A 16871-nucleotide genomic window follows, 5' to 3' on the forward strand; every position below is an offset into this window, starting at 1 on the left:
ACTGACCACCGCGGCACGACACCGACAGCCCGCCGACATCCCCCATCGGCGGGCTGTCGGTCGTCTGTCGGGGGATTGTCGGTGGCGGCTGGTCTAGTGGCTGCCATGACGCGATCACACACCAACGCCGTCGAGGTCCGGGGCCTCGTGAAGCACTTCGGCGCGACGAAGGCCCTCGACGGGGTCGACCTGGACGTCCGGGAGGGCACCGTCCTCGGGGTCCTCGGACCGAACGGCGCCGGGAAGACCACCCTCGTCCGCTGCCTGTCCACCCTCCTCGTCCCGGACGCCGGGACCGCCACCGTCGCCGGGTACGACGTGGTGAAGCACCCCCGCCAGCTGCGCCGCACCATAGGCCTCACCGGCCAGTACGCCTCGGTCGACGAGAAGCTCTCCGGCTGGGAGAACCTCTACATGATCGGGCGGCTGCTCGACCTCTCCCGCGCCGACGCCCGCCGTCGGTCCGACGAGATGCTGGAGCGCTTCTCGCTCACCGACGCGGCCAGGCGCCCCGCGATGAACTACTCGGGCGGTATGCGCCGTCGGCTCGACCTCGCCGCCTCGATGATCGGGCAGCCCGCCGTCCTCTACCTGGACGAGCCGACGACCGGACTCGACCCGCGCACCCGCAACGAGGTGTGGGACGAGGTGCAGCGGATGGTCTCCGAGGGCGTCACCGTCCTCCTCACCACGCAGTACATGGAGGAGGCCGAGCAGCTCGCGAGCGAGCTGACCGTCATCGACAAGGGCAGGGTCATCGCCAAGGGCGGGGTCGACGAGCTCAAGGCGAAGGTCGGCGGCCGGACCCTGAAGATCCGCCCGGTCGACCCGGACCAGCTGCCCGCCATGGCCGCCGCGCTCCGCGAGACCGGTCTCGACGGCGTCGCCGGTTCGAGCGTCGTGCCCGACGAGGGCGCGCTGTACGTGCCGATCCTCACCGACCAGCAGCTGACCGCCGTCGTGGCGCTGCTCGGCGCGCGCGGCTTCGGCATCGCGCACATCGGGACCCATCTGCCCAGCCTGGACGAGGTGTTCCTGGCGATCACCGGCCAGAAGACCGCCGAGTCCGACGCGATCAGCGAGGAGGTCGCCGCCGCATGAGCACGACCACTGTCACCAAGTCCCCCGTCGACGCCCCGAGGACGCCGCCCGCGCGCCCCGCGCCGACCGCCGAGGGCCGCATCGGGTTCCGGGCCAACCTCCGCCACATCGGCGCGCTGGCCCGCCGCAACGCCCTCCAGATCAAGCAGGACCCGGAGTCGATGTTCGACGCCGTGATGATGCCGATCATCTTCATCCTGCTGTTCGTGTACGTCTTCGGCGGCGCCATCGCGGGCAAGGGCAACAACGACGTCTACGTCAACTACGTGACGCCCGGCCTGATGGCGATGATGGGCATGAACATCGCCATGGCCGTCGGCGTGGGCATCAACGACGACTTCAAGAAGGGGGTCATGGACCGGTTCCGGACGATGCCGATCGCCCGGTCCTCCGTCCTGATCGCCAAGATCGTCGTCGAGGTCGGCCGGATGCTGATCGCCACCGCGATCCTGCTCGGCATGGGCTTCCTGCTCGGCCTGGAGATCCACACCTCCGTCTTCCACCTCTTCGCCGCCATCGGCCTGTCGATGGTCTTCGGAGCCTCGCTGATGTGGATCTTCATCCTGCTCGGGCTCAGCCTCAAGACGGCCCAGGCCGTCCAGGGCATGGCCATGCTCGTCCTGATGCCGCTCCAGTTCGGCTCCTCGATCTTCGCCCCGACGACCTCGATGCCGGGCTGGCTGGAGACCTTCACCGACTACAACCCGCTGTCGAACCTCGCCGACGCCGCCCGCAACCTGATCAACGGCGGTCCGGTCGCCCACTCGGTGTGGATGACGCTCGGCTGGGCGCTGCTGATCACGGTCGTCACGGCGCCGCTCGCGGTGTCCAAGTTCCGCAAGAAGACCTGAGGCGGGTCCGGGCCGGGACGACGGGGGCAGGACCACGGGGGTCAGGACTCGGCGCGCTCACTGATCGCGTCGGCGGCGCTGCCGAGCAGGGCGGCGGTCTCTTCCAGGGAGAGGCCGTCGCCTTCGGCGTACGCCGCGGCGAACACGTCCTCCCCGAGGGCGGACCGGGCCAGCCCGGTGGCCGCGGCCGTGTTCTCCCGCTCCATCGGCGGCGCCAGGTGGCCGGGCGGGAGGAGCCCCGCCGCGGCCCCGAGGAGCGTGGCCGCGACGCGTGCCGCCGGGCCGCCGACGCCGGCGAGCGCCCAGGCCGCGACGACGGCGTGGTACGCCGGCATCTGCGGGGCGATCATCATCGACAGGGGGTCCAGGGAGCGGGTGTACGCCTGCGCGGCGAGGTCGAACGCGGAGCGATACCGCCCCTCCAGAGCGTCCAGCCAGCCCAGGCTGCCGAGGGCGAAGCCCTCGAAGATGGACAGGGTCTCCGAGCCGAACTCCCGCCGCAGCACGTGCAGGTGCTCCCGGGCCTCGGCGATCCGTCCGCTGCGGCCGAGCGCGAGCGCGAGGAAGAGCCGGGCGCCGAGCAGCGGTTCCTGGCCCCAGCCGTGCCTCCCGTCCACGATCTCCCGCAGAATGGCTTCCCCTTCCTCCAGCCGGCCGGTCTCGACGAGGATGTCGGCGTACCGGGCGCGCAGCAGGGCCATCTGCGACTGGGCCCCGATCCGCTCCGCGTAGCCGATGGCGGCGGCGAAGTCCTCGGCCGCGCCCTCGAACTCGAGGCGCCGCTCGCGGGCCTCGGCGCGCGAGGAGAGCGCCTCCGCCGCGCCCCAGGCGTCGCCGAGGCGGACGAAGATCTCCAGGCTCTCGTCGGCGTCCCCGGTCGCCTCGACGGCCCAGTCGGCCCGGTTGGCGTACATGTTGGCGCGCATCTGGAGGAGGTTGGCGAGCTCCCAGTCGTAGCCGTTGCGGCGGCAGGCCTCGACGGTCGTGTCCATGACCTCCCGGAGCCGGTCGGCCTCGCCGGTGAGGAGGACCGCGAAGACGCCGAAGGAGCCGGGCAGCCGGCAGGTCTGCGGCAGGCCGGGCTCGTACACGGCGGTCATCTCGCGGAGCCGCCGCACCCCTTCGGGGCTGGTCCAGCGGCTGGTCTCGTGGTCCATGCTGAGCAGCTCCACGAGCCGCGCCCCGCGCCGGGCCTCCCAGCGCTGCTCCGCGGAGAGCGGCGGCGGCGTGGCCGTGCACGGCTCGTGCAGCGGGACGACGGGGGCGGCGGGCGGTGTGAACGGGTCGGGCCCGAGCGCGGCGGCGGACCGGGCCCAGTGCAGGGCGTCGGTGCGCAGGTCGCGCATCTGCCAGTACCAGAGCAGGGAGTGGACGAGGACGAGCGCCTCGTCCTCGTCGCGGGCGGCGACGGCCCGGCGCAGGGCGGTGCGGAGGTTGCCGTACTCGGTCCCGAACCGGGCGATCGCGGCGACCTGCCCGGAGCCGCGGAGCTCGGGGTCGGTCCGGCGGGCGAGCTCGCGGTAGTACGTGAGGTGGCGCCGCTCGGTCACGGCCCGTTCGCCGGCCTCGTCGAGGCGCTCGCCCGCGTACTCGGCGACGGTCTCCAGGAGCCGGTAGCGCATGCCGGTGTCGCCGGGGGCCGAGACGACGAGCGACTTGTCGACGAGGGAGCCGAGGACATCGAGGACGGCGGGGGCGTCGAGGGGGGTGGGGGCGGTGCCTGGGGTCGGGGCGGCGCCGGGGGTCGAGGCGTCGAGAGGGGTCGGGGCGTCGAGGGGGGTGGGGGCGGTGCCTGGGTCGGCGCAGACCGACTCCGCCGCTTCCAGGTCGCTGCCGCCGGTGAACACCGACAGGCGGCGCAGGACGGCCCGTTCGGCGGCGTCGAGGAGGTCCCAGGACCAGTCGACGACCGCGCGCAGGGTCTGCTGGCGGGGCAGGACGGTCCGGGCGCCCGAGGTGAGCAGCCGGAAGCGGTCGTCGAGCCGGTCCGCGATCTGGCCCAGGGTCAGCATCCGCAGCCGGGCCGCGGCCAGCTCGATCGCCAGCGGCAGCCCGTCCAGGCGGCGGACGATCTCGGCCGCGGCCTCCGGGTCCTCGTCCGTCCGGAACCCGGGGCGGGCCGCCGCGCCCCGGTCCCCGAGGAGACGCAGCGCCGTCTCCGCCGGCAGCGGCCCCAGCGGACGCAGCACCTCCCCCGGCACGCCCAGCGGTTCCCGGCTCGTCGCCAGGACCCGCAGTCCGGGGCAGCGGGCGAGGAGGGTCTCGGCCAGCTCGGCGGCGGACGCGACGAGGTGCTCGCAGTTGTCGAGGAGGAGCAGCATCCGCCGCCCGGCGACGTGCTCGACGAGCCGGGCGAGCGGGTCGCTGCCACCGCGCAGCTCCTCGGCTCCCGCGCCGCGCAGCACGGTCTCCCGGGCGCCGACGGCCGCGAGTACGGCCTCGGGGACGGCCTCCGGGTCGGTGACGGCGGCGAGTTCGGCCACCCACACGCCGTCGGGCCAGGCCTCGGCCCCGCGCTCGGCGACCTCCTGCGAGAGGCGGGTCTTCCCGGCGCCGCCGGGCCCGAGCAGGGTGACGAGCCGGGCCGTCCGCAGGGACTCCTGGAGCGCGGCGATGTCCCCGTCCCGCCCGACGAAGCTGGTGAGCCGGGCCCGGAGGTTCCCGCGCACGGGCGGCCCCGGCTCCGCCGTCCGCGCGGGCGGCGGAGCCGGGGCGAGCAGTTCGGCGTGGAGGGCGCGCAGGGCCGGGGAGGGGTCCGTGCCGAGGCGGTTGGCGAGGGCGCGGCGGACCGACTCGTACGCGGCGAGCGCCTCGGCCGCGCGGCCGGTGTCGCGCAGGGCCCGGATGCGGAGGGCCTGAAGGGGTTCGTCGAGCTGGTGGGCGGCGCTGAGCGCGGTCAGTTCGGGGAGGACCGCGGCGGCCTCGCCCAGGGCCAGGGCGGCGCCGAGCCGGGCCCGGCGGGCGTCGAGGCGGCGGGCCTCCCAGCGGGCGGCCTCCGCGTCCCGGTCCGGCAGGTCGGCGAGGGCGGGCCCGCGCCAGAGGCCGAGGGCCTCGTCGAGGAACGCGGCGGCCCGGACGGCGTCCCCGGCGGACAGGGCGGCCACTCCCTCGGCGGCGAGCCGTTCGAAGCGGTGGGCGTCGACGTCCTCGGGTCGGGCGTCGAGGCGGTAGCCGCCGTCGGCGGAGATCACCGCGGTACGGCCGAGGGCCCGACGCAGCCGTCCGACGAGGGCCTGGAGCGCGGCGACGGCGTCGGCGGGCGGCTCGTCGCCGTGCCAGACCTCGTCGACGAGGTCCGGCACGGGCACGGTCCGCCCGGCCCGCAGGGCGAGGACGGTCAGCAGTGCGCGCACCCGCGGACCGCCGACGGTCAGGTCGGTGCCGTCGGCGGTGCGGGCGAGGGTCGGGCCGAGCAGGGAGTAACGCACCCGCCCATTCTCCGCGAGAGGCCCCCGGGCCCGGGTACCAGGGCGCGCGGGGCGGCCCCGGCGTCCTCCCGCCCTCCCGGCCCGGCCCCTCCCGGCCTCCGGCTCTCCCGGCCCGGCCCTCTCCCGGCCGCCGGCCTCCGGGCCCGGAACCTTCCCGGGCCGGAGCCCCCCAGTCCCCGGAACCCGGCCGGGGCCCGGTACGTTTCCCGCACACCAGCCCTCCGGCACTCGGGAGTCCCCTCGATGAGCACGGCCACCACCCGGCGTCACGAACGGCGGATCAGTCCCGTCTTCCTGGCGATCCTCGCCGTCATGGCCGTCACCGGCTGGGCGGTGTGGACGGACTTCGCCGCCTCGCCCGGTCTGGCGGTGTTCCTCTTCGTGACCTCGGCGTGGGTGGTGTCGCTCTGCCTCCACGAGTACGCGCACGCCCGCACCGCCCTGCACGGCGGGGACGTCACGGTCGGGGCCAAGGGCTATCTGACCCTGAACCCGCTCGCGTACACACACGCGTGGCTGAGCATCATCCTGCCGGTGCTGTTCGTGATCATGGGCGGGATCGGTCTGCCGGGCGGGGCGGTCTTCATCGAGCAGGGCCGGATCAAGGGGCGCTGGAAGCACAGTCTGATCTCGGCGGCGGGCCCCCTGGCGAACGTCCTGTTCGCGTTGGTCTGCACGGCGCCGTTCTGGCTGGACGCGCTGGACGGCGTGCCCGTGGCCTTCCGGTACGCCCTGGCGTTCCTGGCGTTCCTCCAGGTCACGGCCGCGCTCCTGAACCTGCTGCCGGTGCCGGGCCTCGACGGTTACGGGATCGTGGAGCCCTGGCTCTCGTACCGGGTGAAGCGGCAGATCGAGCCGTACGCACCGTACGGCTTCTTCGTCGTGATCGCGCTGCTGTTCGTGCCGGCGGTCAACGGCGCCTTCTTCGACGCGATCGACGCGCTGATGCGGGCCCTCGGGGTGGCGGAGGAGAGCCGGTACTGCGGTTCGCAGCTGTTCCGGTTCTGGCAGGAGACGCCGGAGTTCTGCCGGGTCTGATCCGGACCGGGGGCGGGCCCGGCATGACCTGACAGTCAGGCCTGGCTCTGGGCGGCCTCGGCCTGCTTCTCCAGCTTCGCGCGGCGGACGTAGTACCAGGCCATGTTGGAGGAGAGGCCCGCCAGGAGGACCCAGATCACGCCCAGGAAGCTGCCCTGGACGAAGGAGACGACGGCCGCGGCGACGGCCAGGGCGCAGACCACGAGGGCGTAGAGGGCGAGGCGGGGCATGGGGGACGTCTCCTGTCCGGGTACGGCTGCTGGTGCCCGTCCAGTGTCCCCCATGCCCGGCGCCGCTCCCTCCCGAGGGCCGCGGCCCGGACTCAGACGTCGGTGACCCGGAGTCCCGCGTGGGCCTTGTAGCGGCGGTTGACCGAGATCAGGTTCGCGACGAGCGACTCGACCTGGTGGGCGTTGCGCAGCCGGCCGGCGAAGACCCCGCGCATGCCGGGGATGCGGCCGGCGAGGGCCTGGACGAGCTCGACGTCGGCGCGCTCCTCGCCGAGGACCATCACGTCCGTGTCGATCTCCTCGATGGACGCGTCCTGGAGGAGCACGGCGGAGAGGTGGTGGAAGGCGGCCGCGACCCGGGAGTCCGGGAGGAGCGCGGCGGCCTGCTCGGCGGCGGAGCCCTCCTCGGGCTTCAGGGCGTAGGCGCCCTTCTTGTCGAAGCCGAGCGGGTTGACGCAGTCGACGACGAGCTTGCCGGTGAGCTCCTCGCGCAGGGACTCCAGGGTCTTGGCGTGTCCGTCCCACGGCACGGCGACGATCACGATGTCGCTGCGGCGGGCGCACTCGGCGTTGTCGGCGCCCTCGACGCCGTGGCCGAGCTCCTCGGCGACGGCCTGCGCGCGGTCGGCGGCCCGGGAGCCGAGGATCACCTTCTGTCCGGCCTTGGCGAGCCGGTGGGCGAGGCCGCGGCCCTGCTCGCCGGTGCCGCCGAGGACGCCGACGACGAGTCCGGAGACGTCGGGGAGGTCCCACGGGTCCTTGGGGGCCGCCTTGGGCGCGGCGGTGGAGCCGGTGGGGTCGGGGGAGGCAGTCGAGGAAGTCATGGCCCCGACATTACCGAGCGGTCGGGCCGCGGGGGTCCGTCCCGTACGGGTGGAACCGGCCACAACAGGCCACGTGCGGCGCGCCGCTCGGGCAGGATGCCGCCTCATGGATGCCGTACGGGTCGCGTTGCTGCGGGAAGTGCTCGCCGGGACGGAGTGGCCGGGCGAGGCCCGCCGTTTCGCGGGGGCGCTCCGGTCCTCGGTCGTTCCGCACCGGGGCGGGCTGCTGCTCGTCGGCACGGCGGAGTACGAGCCCTGGCACCTGGCGGCGCACCTCGTCGACGAGTCGGCCTGGGCGGGGCTGCCGGAGCTGGCGCCCACGCTCGTCCGGCACCGGGTGCGGCCCGGCGATCCGGCGCACCTGGCGGTGGGGCTCGGGCGTCTGGAGGCGGCGGGGCGCGGGGCGACGCTGCTGATGGTGACGCCGGAGCGGCCGGACGCGGGGCTGCTCCAGCGGGTCCACGACGCCCGGCGGGCCGGGGCGACGGTGCTGTCGCTCGACGGTGGCGACGCGGAGGTGCGGGGGCTCGCCCACGAGACGCTGACGGTGGCGGAGGGGGCGGAGGTCGACCTGGACACGGTGCAGCACCTGGTGAGCGCGGCGGCCGGGGAGAACAGCCTGCCGTCCCCGCGCGGGAGCCGCCGGTTCCGGGACCGGCTCTCGGACCTGGCCGACCGTCTGACGGCCCCGCCGCCGTCCCGCTGGTAGGCACGGGGGCGGGCGTCCGCGGGCCGCGGTGGAGGGAGACGCGGCAGGGACGGCACCGCCCGGCCGGCCCGTGGGCCGGCTTATTCGGTTGCCCCGGGGGCCCTGCGGCCGGAGCATGGCCCCTCGTGTCCTCCGCGCCCTCGCCCAAGCCCTCCGCCCGGCTCTCCGCCCTGCTGCCCGATCTGGCGCCCTGGCGCACGTCCCGTGACTTCCGGCTCCTGTGGAGCCAGGGGCTCGTGACGTACTTCGCCGGCGCGATGGCGATGATCGCCCTGCCGCTCCAGATCAAGGAGCTGACGAACTCCCCGCTCGCGGTGGGGGCCATGGGCGCGGTCGAGCTGGTGCCGCTGGTCGTCTTCGGGCTGTACGGGGGCGCGCTCGCCGACGCCGTGGACCGGCGGAAGGTGATCGTGGCGACGGAGGCGGGGCTGGGCGTGCTCGCCCTGCTCCTGCTGCTGAACGCGCTGCTGCCGGAGCCGATGCTGTGGCCGCTGTACGTGGTCGCGGCCGGTGTGTCCGCCCTCGCGGGGCTCCAGCGTCCCGCGCTCGACTCGCTGCTCGCCCGGATCGTGCCGCACGAGCACCAGACCGCCGCCGCGGCGCTCAACTCGCTTCGCTGGCAGATCGGCTCGATCGCGGGCCCGGCGGTCGCGGGGCTCGTCGTCGCGTTCGCGGGTCACGCCCCGGCGTACGCGGTGACGATCGTCGGCTTCGCCGCCTCGGTGCTGATGTGCCGCCGCCTCTCCCCCGCGCCGCCCGCGCACGACGCGGAGAAGCCCTCGCTGAAGGGCATCGCGGAGGGCGCGCGGTACGCCTGGTCGCGGCCGGTGCTGCTCGGCACGTACGCGGTCGACCTGGCGGCGATGTTCTTCGCCTTCCCGAACACGATCTTCCCGTTCCTCGCGGACGAGCTGGACGCCGACTGGTCGCTCGGCCTGATGTACGCGGCCGGCTCGGTCGGCTCGCTCGTGCTCGGGCTGACCAGCGGCTGGACGTCGAGGGTGCGGCGGCACGGGCTGCTCGTGGTCGGGGGCGCGGCCGGCTGGGGTCTGGCGATCGCGGCGGCCGGCTGGTTCGGGAACATCTGGCTGGTGCTGCTGTGTCTGGCCTTCGCGGGCGCCGGCGACATGCTGAGCGGTCTCGGCCGGGCCACGATCTGGAACCAGACGATCCCGGAGGAGCTGCGCGGGCGGCTCGCCGGCATCGAGGTGCTGTCCTACAGCGTGGGCCCGCAGCTGGGGCAGGTCCGGGCGGGCGCGATGGCCGGGTGGACCGGCACCCGGGCGGCCGTCTGGTCGGGCGGTGTGGCCTGCGTCGCCTCGGTGGGGCTGCTCTGCCTGGCGCTGCCGAAGCTGCTCACGTACGACTCCGAGACGGACGAGGACTCGCTGCGCCGCAAGGCCCAGCAGGAGGCCGTCGCACGGCAGGAGGAGCCCCAGGGGTCGGCCGGTACCGTCTGAGCCGGTCCCGGCCGGCCCCCGGGGTCACGCCTCGGGGTCCTTGTCCGGGCTCTTGCCCTCGTGCCAGCGCGGGTCCGTCTCCCACTCCAGGTTCCGCTCGCGGGCGGTCTCCATGGCGTGGGAGGCCTCCTCACGGCTGGTGTAGGGGCCGAATCGGTTCTTCGCCGGACACTCCGGGCCTTCTTCGACCTTCTTGTGCTCCAGGCAGTAGTACCACTCGCCCGGTTTGCCGGTGGCGCGCTTCTTGAACAGGGCCATCGTCGTCGGCTCCTTCCTCCGACACCATGCTGCCCCAGACGCGGTCGTTAGACTCGCTGACATGTCTGGCCAGTCGCTTCTCGTTCCGGGGGAGCTCTCCCCCCACCGCTCCGTCCCGGGCTCCATCCGCCGCCCCGAGTACGTCGGGAAGCCCGCCCCGGCCCCGTACGACGGGCCCGAGGTGCAGGATTCCGACACCATCGAGCGCATGCGGATCGCCGGCCGCATCGCCGCGCAGGCGATGGAGGAGGCCGCCAAGCACATCGCTCCGGGCGTCACCACCGACGAGCTCGACCGGGTCGCGCACGAGTACATGTGCGACCACGGCGCCTATCCCTCGACCCTCGGCTACCGCGGGTTCCCGAAGTCGCTGTGCGCCTCGGTCAACGAGGTCATCTGCCACGGCATCCCGGACTCCACGGTGCTGCGGGACGGCGACATCGTGAACCTGGACGTCACGGCGTACATCAACGGCGTCCACGGCGACAACAACGCCACCTACCTCTGCGGGGACGTCGACGAGGAGTCGCGGCTGCTCGTCGAGCGGACCCGGGAGTCCCTCAACCGGGCCATCAAGGCCGTCCGGCCGGGCCGTCAGATCAACATCATCGGGCGGGTCATCGAGTCGTACGCCAAGCGCTTCGGCTACGGGGTCGTACGGGACTTCACCGGGCACGGCATCAACTCGTCGTTCCACTCCGGCCTGATCGTGCCGCACTACGACTCCCCCCACCACACCACCGAGATCAAGACCGGCATGACCTTCACGATCGAGCCGATGCTGACGCTGGGCACCCACGACTACGACATGTGGGACGACGGCTGGACCGTGGTGACCAAGGACCGCAAGCGGACCGCGCAGTTCGAGCACACGCTCGTCGTGACCGAGAACGGGGCCGAGATTCTTACGTTGCCCTGACCTCTCGAACGGGTACGTTTTTACCGACAGGACGTCGGGAACCAGTTGACTTAGGTAAGCCTAAGTTGGCAGTATCTGCACTGGTTCCCGTCCCATCGGTCCCGGAGGCACGCCTTGGACACGCCCTTCTCCACGCTCATCCGTACGGCCTCGCACGAGCAGCACACGGAGGCGGAGACCTCGTCCTTCATGGGCGACCTCCTGGGCGGACGCCTGGCCGTCGACGCCTACGCCCGCTACACGGAGCAGCTGTGGTTCGTGTACCGCGCCCTGGAGGAGGGCGCGGAGGCGCTGCGCGAGGACCCGGTCGCCGGGCCGTTCATACAGACCGAGCTGTTCCGCACGGCCGCCCTGGAGCAGGACCTCGCCCATCTGCGGGGCCCCGACTGGCGCGCCGGGGTCTCCCCGCTGCCCGCCACCGCCGCGTACGCGGAGCGGGTCGCGGAGTGCGCCCGTGACTGGCCCGCGGGGTACGTGGCCCACCACTACACGCGCTACCTGGGCGACCTGTCGGGCGGTCAGATCATCCGCGACAAGGCGGAGCGGACCTGGGGCTTCGCACGCAAGGGCGACGGCGTGCGCTTCTACGTCTTCGAGGAGATCGGCAACCCGGCCGCGTTCAAGCGGGCCTACCGGGAGCTGCTCGACGGCGTGAACGCCGACGACCTGGAGAAGCAGCGGATCATCGACGAGTGCAAGCGCGCCTTCGCCTTCAACAGCGCGGTCTTCCACCAGCTGGGGTGCGAGTTCCCGCTGAGCGCGTGAGCGCTCGTCCGGGCCGCGCGCTCAGAGCGTCGGGCCCGGCGCGCTCAGAGCGTGAAGGTCCCGCCGCGCTCGGCGCGCGCAGGTCCCGCACGCTCAGAGCGTGAAGGTCCTCTCCAGGCGGACGCGTCCGCCCAACTCCACGATGCCGTCGGGGCCGGGGGCGGTCAGCAGCTGCGACCCCCGGCCCTGAGTGATGTTCAGGGCCCGTCCCAGCTCCGCCGTCAGGAGCAGCGCCGCCGCGCCCGTCGCCTCGTCCTCGTCGATGCCGTCCCCGCGCCCCGGGAACCCGCGCGCCCTGATCCGGCCCGCGGCCTCCTCCTGCCAGGCCCAGGCGTAGATCCACTCGCCGGGCTCGGGTACCTCCAGGGCGTCCACCTCGGCGGCGGAGCCGTACTGGCGCAGGGTCCGCGGCGGCGCCCACTCGGCACGCGCCTCGATCCAGGTGAACTCCCCGTCCCCGCGCACCCACACCTCGCCCGCCGGCGGGCAGATGACCTCCAGGTCGAGCAGCCAGGCGGCGCCGACCAGGGGGTACCCGGCGAAGGGCAGCCGCGTCCCGGGGGTGTAGATGTCGACGATCCCGCGCTCCGGGTCGTCCACGAACACCGTCTCGCTGAAGCCGAGCTCCTTGGCGAGCGCCTGCCGGGAGGCCTCGTCGGGGTGGTGGCGGGGGTCCCGCACGACGCCGAGGGCGTTGCCCCCGCGGCCGTCGCCGGCACAGAAGACCCGCAGGACGTCGATGTCAGTGGCGGTCGTGTTCATGGCGGAATTCAACCACTCGCCCCGGACGGCCAGGGCCGCACCCGGGAATCGGGTGCGGCCGTGACGTTCGGGGCGGGTGGTGGCGCGCAGGTGCTCAGGACTCCGTGGCGCGGCGGCGGACGGCGACGACCGCGGCCGCGCCTCCCGCCGCGAGCAGGCCCGAGGCCGCGAGGAGGAGGCCGGTCGGGGCGCCCGAGCCGGTGGCGGCGAGGGCTCCGGATCCGCCGGCCGTACCGGAGCCGCCGACCGTGCCCGCGCCCGTACCTCCGACGCTGCCCGCGCCGCCGACGGTCCCGCCGCCGCCCGTGGTGGACGAGCCGCCGGCCGTGCCGGACCCGCCGGTGGTGGACGCGCCGCCCGTGGTGGACGAGCCGCCGGAGGTCCCGGGCAGGGAGGCGTCCTCGTCGGCGGCGAGGGTCAGGGTCACCGGGTCCATCTCGGTGCCCGCGGGGTACCCGCCCTGGCCGCCGGGGGCGGCGAAGGCGGCGGAGCCGGCCGCCGTCAGCTTCGTCGGGATGCCTGCGAGGGTGACGAGCCCCTCGTCCACGGTCCAGTCGGCCCCCGACAGGTCCAGGTCGACCAGGGGCACGTCGTCCTTCGTGCCGGTGGCGCCGGTGACGTCGGCGGTGAGGGTGCCGGTGGCGCCGCTCGCCCTGACCTTCAGGTCGGAGACCCTCCAGTCGATGCCGTGCGCGGCGCAGACGAAGGCGAGCCTGCCGGAGAAGGCGGCCTCGACCTTGCGGGCGTCGGCGTCCAGGTCGGCCTTGACGAAGCCGAAGTCGTAGGCGGAGCCCCGCTTCACGGCGCCGCCGGAGGCGGTGACGGAGCCGCCGCACATCTCGCCGACGTACCGCTGCCAGCTCTGCTTGACGCCCCAGGTCAGCCGGCCGTCGCCGACGGCGCCGGCGGGGTCGGTGGGCCGCGGTGCCGTGGGGGCGGTGGTGGTGGGAGCCGTGGTCGTGGGGGCCGTGGTGGTCGGGACCGTCGTGGTGGGCGCGGGGGACGTCGGGGCGGTCGTGGTGGGCGCCGCGGTCGTCGGGGCCGTGGTCGTCGGCGTGACGGGCGGGGTGGTCGGGGGCTGGGTGGTCGGCGGCGTGGTCGTCGGCGGGGCGGTCGTGGGCCGGGCACCCGCCTTCACGGTGAGGGTGGCCGCGTCGAGTTCGTCGCCCTCCTTGTAGAAGCCGGCGAACGCCGCCGCGCCGTCCTTCGTCAGCTTCGCCGGTATGTCCTTGAACACCATGGTGCCGCCCGCGCCCTGGGACGGCCGGACGCGGCTCATGTCGAGCGCCGCGAAGGCGATGTCGTCGCGGCGGCTGACGCTGCCGTCCTTCTCCTTGGTGACGACGTCCGCGAGGATCTCGCCGGTCGGCGCGGCCGAGCCCTCGGTCGTCAGCCTGACGTCGGAGACGCGGATGTCGAGGGCGCCCGAGTGAGCCTCGAAACGGACGCCTCCCTTGAAGGAGTTGGCGGTGGCGTGCGTCGTCGTGTCGTAGGTGCCGGTGCCGTCGACGAAGGTGAAGACGCCGTTGTTCGCGGCCTGCCGGGCGCCGCCTTCGAGTGTGGTCCTCCCGTGGGCGAAGGGCTGCGCCAGGTAGTTGCGGAAGGACTGCTTGATACCCCAGTCCAGGGTGCCGTCGCTGAGCGTCGTCGGGGGCGCCGCGTCCGCCGCCGAGGCGGGCAGGGCCAGGACGACGGCGCCCGTGCCGAGGGCGGCCGCCGTGGCGACGGCGGCGGCCAGGGTGACGGATCGGCGCAAGGGGGTGGCCATGTCGGGGTCTCCTAGGTGGTGCGACGCGGGAGGCGTTACGGGGGGGGGCGTGGCCTCTACGGGGGGGGTGGGAGCGCTGTGTACGCGGGAGGGTCAGGCCTCGGGGGTGCCGGTACGGCGGCGGCGTACGGCGACGAGGACCGCGAGCGCGGCGGCGAGGAGCACGCCCGCGCCGATCACGGCGTACGTACCGGTGGAGGTCGCCGGGGCGGGGGCGGCGGAGGGGGTCGCCGGGGCGGCGCCCTTCGCGGGCGCGGCGGACGGCGTGGCGTCGCTGCCGAGGTCCGGGAGCGCGGGCAGCTTCGCCGCCGCGTCGACGGTGACGGCGAGCGACACGGGGTCCATCGCGGTGCCCGCCCGGTACATCCCGCCGAAGGCCTTGGCGCCGCCCTCGGTGAGGGTGGCGGGGGCCTCGGTGACGGCGGCGAGGCCGTCCTTCGGGACGAGGTCCGGGGCGGTGAAGGTGACGAGGGGCACGGCCTTCGTGGTCGTCCCACCGCTGGTGACGTCGGCGCTGAGCGTGCCCTTGCCGTCCGTCACCTTCGCGGTGACCCGGGCGAGCGTGAGGTCGAGGTGGGCGCCGGTGAAGCGGACGCTGCCCGCGAAGGCCGCGTCGAGGGTCCGCCTCCCCGGGTCGTACGCGCCCTTGCCGTCCGGGAAGCGGAAGAGCGCGCCGCCGTCCTGGGCGCCGCCCGCGAGGGTCCACTCGCCCTGGGCGATGGCCCCGGTGACGTACTCGCGGAAGGTCCGGCGGACGCCCCAGTCGACCGCAGCGGTCCTGATGGTGGCGGTGCTCGCGGGTGCGCCGGGGGAATTCGCCGTGGACGACGGGCCCGTGGGGGGCGTCGCCGTCGGCTCGGTGGCCGGCGCGATGGTCGGGGCGGTGCTCGGCGGGGCCTCCTTCGGTGCCCGGACGTCGACCGTGAGGCTGACGGGGTCGAGGGGGGTGCCGGCCGGGTAGTAGCCGGCGAAGGCCGTGGCGCCCTGCGCGGTGAGCGTGGCGGGCACGCCACTGAGGGCGACGGGGCTGCCGCCGCCGCGCATGTCGATCCCGCCGAGGTTCAGCGTGGCCAGCGGCACCTGGGTCCGGACGCTGAGCCGTCCGCTGCCCTTGGCCCTGCTCGCCATGTCGGCGTAGAGGGTTCCGCGGCCGCCCCGGACGACGACCCGGGGGCGGCTGACGGTGAGGTCGAGCTCGTTCGTGCCGTCCGGCTTGCGGTGGCCCGTGAAGCGGACGCCGCCGGAGAAGGCGGCTTCGAAGGCGCCGGTCGCGGGGTCGTACGAGCCCTGCGCGGAGTGGAAGCGGAACTGGCCGGTGCCGACCGTGGCGGCGCCGCCGGTGAGGCCCCAACTGCCCTGCGCGATGGGGCCGGTGACATAGCTCTGGAAGGAGGACCTGATGCCCCAGTCGAGCCGTCCGCCCTGCACCGTGCGGCTCTCCGCGTGGGCGGGCGAGGCCGGGACGAGGGCGGCGAGCAGGGCCGCGAAGAGGCCCGCGGCGAGCGCGCGGGCGGGTCTGGACAGCAGCATGGGACCCCTTCCGGGGGGCGTCGCGGGGTAGCAAGTGAGGTAAGGCTAACCTAAGCTGAATCCGGCTTCGGTCGGAACCCCTCCGGCCCGTACGCGGCAGACGGAACGAACGACAGGACGGTGTCCGGTGCGCAGAACTCGCCTCGCGGGAGCGCTGACAGCAGTGCTCGCCCTCGCCCTCGCGGCGACCGGCTGCGGTGACGGAGGTGGAAGCGGAACCGGCGGTACGACCCCGGGAGGGGCTCCCGCCGCCCAGGCCGCCTCCGCCGCCCCCGACCGGGTCGAGCCGCTCGCCGCCCCGGCCGCGCCCCGACTGCCCGTCACCGTCCCCTCGGCGGACGGGCGCGCGGTCACCGTCGCCTCGACCGACCGGATCGTCCCGCTCAGCGGCTCCCTCAACGAGATCGTCTTCACCCTCGGCCTCGGCGGGAAGGTCGTCGCCCGCGACATCACCGCCACCTTCGAACAGGCCGCGGGACTCCCGGTGGTGACCCGCGCCCATGACGTCTCCGCCGAGAGCGTGCTCTCGCTGCGCCCCACCGTCGTCCTCGCCGAGTCCACCACCGGGCCGGCCGAGGCCGTCGCCCAGATCCGGGACGCGGGCATCCCCCTCGTCGTGGTGAAGCCCGCCAAGGAGCTCGCGGACGTCGGAACCCGCATCGACGCGGTCGCCGCCGCCCTCGGCGTACGCGACTCCGGGACCGCGCTCAAGGACCGCACCGAGCAGCGGATCGACGCCGCGCGGAACGGCGTGCCGGCCCTCCCGGAGAAGCCTCGGGTCGCCTTCCTCTACGTCCGCGGCTCCGCCGCCGTCTACCTGCTCGGCGGGGCCGGCTCCGGCGCGAGCTCCCTGCTCGAAGCGGCCGGAGCCGTCGACGCGGGCAAGGAGTCCGGCCTGACCAAGGACTTCACCCCCCTCACCAGCGAGGCCCTCGCACAGGCCGCGCCCGATGCGATCCTCGTCATGCGCAAGGGGCTCGAATCGGTCGGCGGGGTCGACGGACTGGTGAAGCTCCCGGGCGTCGCCCAGACCCCGGCGGGCGCCGGCCGGCGGGTCGTCAGCGTCGACGACGGCGTCCTCCTCAACTACGGCCCGCGCACCGACCAGGTCCTGAAGTCCCTGGTCGGCCAGTTGTACGGGGAGCGGAAGTGACGGCGCTCCCGGACGCCCGGACCACACCGGAATCGCCCGCCACACCGGAGGCGCCCGCCACACCGGAGGCCGAGG

At 74.4% G+C, this 16871-nt stretch carries 15 protein-coding genes; 8 read left to right on the top strand and 7 right to left on the bottom strand.

What is annotated here, in order from left to right:
- Nucleotides 1-105 precede the first annotated feature (105 nt).
- Entirely contained in the window at nt 106-1101 is a 996-nt protein-coding gene (locus ACF08F_RS05255) for an ATP-binding cassette domain-containing protein (RefSeq protein ID WP_392297126.1), read from the top strand.
- On the top strand, nt 1098-1952 hold the full coding sequence (locus ACF08F_RS05260) for an ABC transporter permease (RefSeq protein WP_392297127.1): 855 nt from the start codon (nt 1098-1100) through the stop codon (nt 1950-1952). Before ACF08F_RS05255 ends, ACF08F_RS05260 begins: the two co-directional genes overlap by 4 nt.
- A gap of 41 nt (nt 1953-1993) precedes the next feature.
- Here ACF08F_RS05260 and ACF08F_RS05265 read toward each other — a convergent pair whose 3' ends face one another.
- Nucleotides 1994-5380, bottom strand: a complete 3387-nt coding sequence (locus tag ACF08F_RS05265) for a BTAD domain-containing putative transcriptional regulator (protein WP_392297128.1) — start codon at nt 5378-5380, stop codon at nt 1994-1996.
- A gap of 243 nt (nt 5381-5623) precedes the next feature.
- Here ACF08F_RS05265 and ACF08F_RS05270 point away from each other — a divergent pair, with 243 nt between their 5' ends.
- On the top strand, nt 5624-6418 hold the full coding sequence (locus ACF08F_RS05270) for a site-2 protease family protein (protein ID WP_392297129.1): 795 nt from the start codon (nt 5624-5626) through the stop codon (nt 6416-6418).
- 35 nt (nt 6419-6453) lie between these two features.
- Here ACF08F_RS05270 and ACF08F_RS05275 read toward each other — a convergent pair whose 3' ends face one another.
- Together ACF08F_RS05275 and npdG are read right to left on the bottom strand one after the other, a co-directional pair.
- Nucleotides 6454-6702 (bottom strand): hypothetical protein, encoded by a 249-nt coding sequence (locus ACF08F_RS05275; RefSeq protein WP_392297130.1) that lies wholly within the window; start codon nt 6700-6702, stop codon nt 6454-6456.
- A gap of 38 nt (nt 6703-6740) precedes the next feature.
- Nucleotides 6741-7472 carry an NADPH-dependent F420 reductase gene (gene npdG / locus ACF08F_RS05280; protein WP_392297131.1) on the bottom strand — a complete coding sequence of 244 codons (732 nt, stop codon included), beginning with the start codon at nt 7470-7472 and terminating at the stop codon, nt 6741-6743.
- Nucleotides 7473-7578: 106 nt separating this feature from the next.
- Between npdG and ACF08F_RS05285 the strand changes: the two genes are divergently transcribed.
- Complete coding sequence (locus ACF08F_RS05285) at nt 7579-8181, top strand: hypothetical protein (RefSeq protein ID WP_392297132.1); 603 nt, start codon at nt 7579-7581, stop codon at nt 8179-8181.
- A 125-nt stretch (nt 8182-8306) separates the two neighbouring features.
- Entirely contained in the window at nt 8307-9641 is a 1335-nt protein-coding gene (locus tag ACF08F_RS05290; protein WP_392297133.1) for an MFS transporter, read from the top strand.
- Nucleotides 9642-9665: 24 nt separating this feature from the next.
- Here the strand turns inward: ACF08F_RS05290 and ACF08F_RS05295 are convergent, their stop codons facing one another.
- Nucleotides 9666-9899 (bottom strand): hypothetical protein, encoded by a 234-nt coding sequence (locus ACF08F_RS05295; protein WP_392297134.1) that lies wholly within the window; start codon nt 9897-9899, stop codon nt 9666-9668.
- 61 nt (nt 9900-9960) lie between these two features.
- On the opposite strand from ACF08F_RS05295, the gene map reads away from it, so the two are divergent.
- A complete protein-coding gene (map, locus tag ACF08F_RS05300; protein ID WP_392297135.1) occupies nt 9961-10818 on the top strand; it encodes a type I methionyl aminopeptidase in 858 nt (285 codons plus the stop codon).
- A gap of 114 nt (nt 10819-10932) precedes the next feature.
- On the top strand, nt 10933-11583 hold the full coding sequence (locus ACF08F_RS05305; protein WP_392297136.1) for a heme oxygenase (biliverdin-producing): 651 nt from the start codon (nt 10933-10935) through the stop codon (nt 11581-11583).
- Nucleotides 11584-11676: 93 nt separating this feature from the next.
- Here the strand turns inward: ACF08F_RS05305 and ACF08F_RS05310 are convergent, their stop codons facing one another.
- The 3 genes from ACF08F_RS05310 to ACF08F_RS05320 all read right to left on the bottom strand — a co-directional run bounded on the left by ACF08F_RS05310 (nt 11677) and on the right by ACF08F_RS05320 (nt 15643).
- Nucleotides 11677-12345: a PhzF family phenazine biosynthesis protein gene (locus ACF08F_RS05310; RefSeq protein ID WP_392297137.1), complete on the bottom strand. Its 669-nt coding sequence runs from the start codon at nt 12343-12345 to the stop codon at nt 11677-11679.
- Between the two features lie 94 nt (nt 12346-12439).
- Nucleotides 12440-14113 carry an HtaA domain-containing protein gene (locus tag ACF08F_RS05315; RefSeq protein ID WP_392297138.1) on the bottom strand — a complete coding sequence of 558 codons (1674 nt, stop codon included), beginning with the start codon at nt 14111-14113 and terminating at the stop codon, nt 12440-12442.
- 93 nt (nt 14114-14206) lie between these two features.
- The gene (locus tag ACF08F_RS05320) at nt 14207-15643 is read right to left on the bottom strand and encodes an HtaA domain-containing protein (RefSeq protein WP_392297139.1); all 1437 of its coding nucleotides are present in this window, start codon (nt 15641-15643) and stop codon (nt 14207-14209) included.
- 127 nt (nt 15644-15770) lie between these two features.
- On the opposite strand from ACF08F_RS05320, the gene ACF08F_RS05325 reads away from it, so the two are divergent.
- Nucleotides 15771-16796: a hemin ABC transporter substrate-binding protein gene (locus ACF08F_RS05325; protein WP_392297140.1), complete on the top strand. Its 1026-nt coding sequence runs from the start codon at nt 15771-15773 to the stop codon at nt 16794-16796.
- Nucleotides 16797-16871 lie beyond the last annotated feature (75 nt).

Source organism: Streptomyces sp. NPDC015130, from assembly GCF_043080005.1.
In the GTDB taxonomy this organism is placed as follows: Bacteria; Actinomycetota; Actinomycetes; order Streptomycetales; family Streptomycetaceae; genus Streptomyces.

Coding starts and splice junctions, on each gene's coding strand:
- ACF08F_RS05255 (WP_392297126.1), top strand. CDS start 106: ATGACGCGATCACACACCAACGCCGTCGAGGTCCGGGGCCTCGTGAAG.
- ACF08F_RS05260 (WP_392297127.1), top strand. CDS start 1,098: ATGAGCACGACCACTGTCACCAAGTCCCCCGTCGACGCCCCGAGGACG.
- ACF08F_RS05270 (WP_392297129.1), top strand. CDS start 5,624: ATGAGCACGGCCACCACCCGGCGTCACGAACGGCGGATCAGTCCCGTC.
- ACF08F_RS05275 (WP_392297130.1), bottom strand. CDS start 6,702: ATGGGGGACACTGGACGGGCACCAGCAGCCGTACCCGGACAGGAGACG.
- npdG (WP_392297131.1), bottom strand. CDS start 7,472: ATGACTTCCTCGACTGCCTCCCCCGACCCCACCGGCTCCACCGCCGCG.
- ACF08F_RS05285 (WP_392297132.1), top strand. CDS start 7,579: ATGGATGCCGTACGGGTCGCGTTGCTGCGGGAAGTGCTCGCCGGGACG.
- ACF08F_RS05295 (WP_392297134.1), bottom strand. CDS start 9,899: ATGGCCCTGTTCAAGAAGCGCGCCACCGGCAAACCGGGCGAGTGGTAC.
- map (WP_392297135.1), top strand. CDS start 9,961: ATGTCTGGCCAGTCGCTTCTCGTTCCGGGGGAGCTCTCCCCCCACCGC.
- ACF08F_RS05310 (WP_392297137.1), bottom strand. CDS start 12,345: ATGAACACGACCGCCACTGACATCGACGTCCTGCGGGTCTTCTGTGCC.
- ACF08F_RS05315 (WP_392297138.1), bottom strand. CDS start 14,113: ATGGCCACCCCCTTGCGCCGATCCGTCACCCTGGCCGCCGCCGTCGCC.
- ACF08F_RS05320 (WP_392297139.1), bottom strand. CDS start 15,643: ATGCTGCTGTCCAGACCCGCCCGCGCGCTCGCCGCGGGCCTCTTCGCG.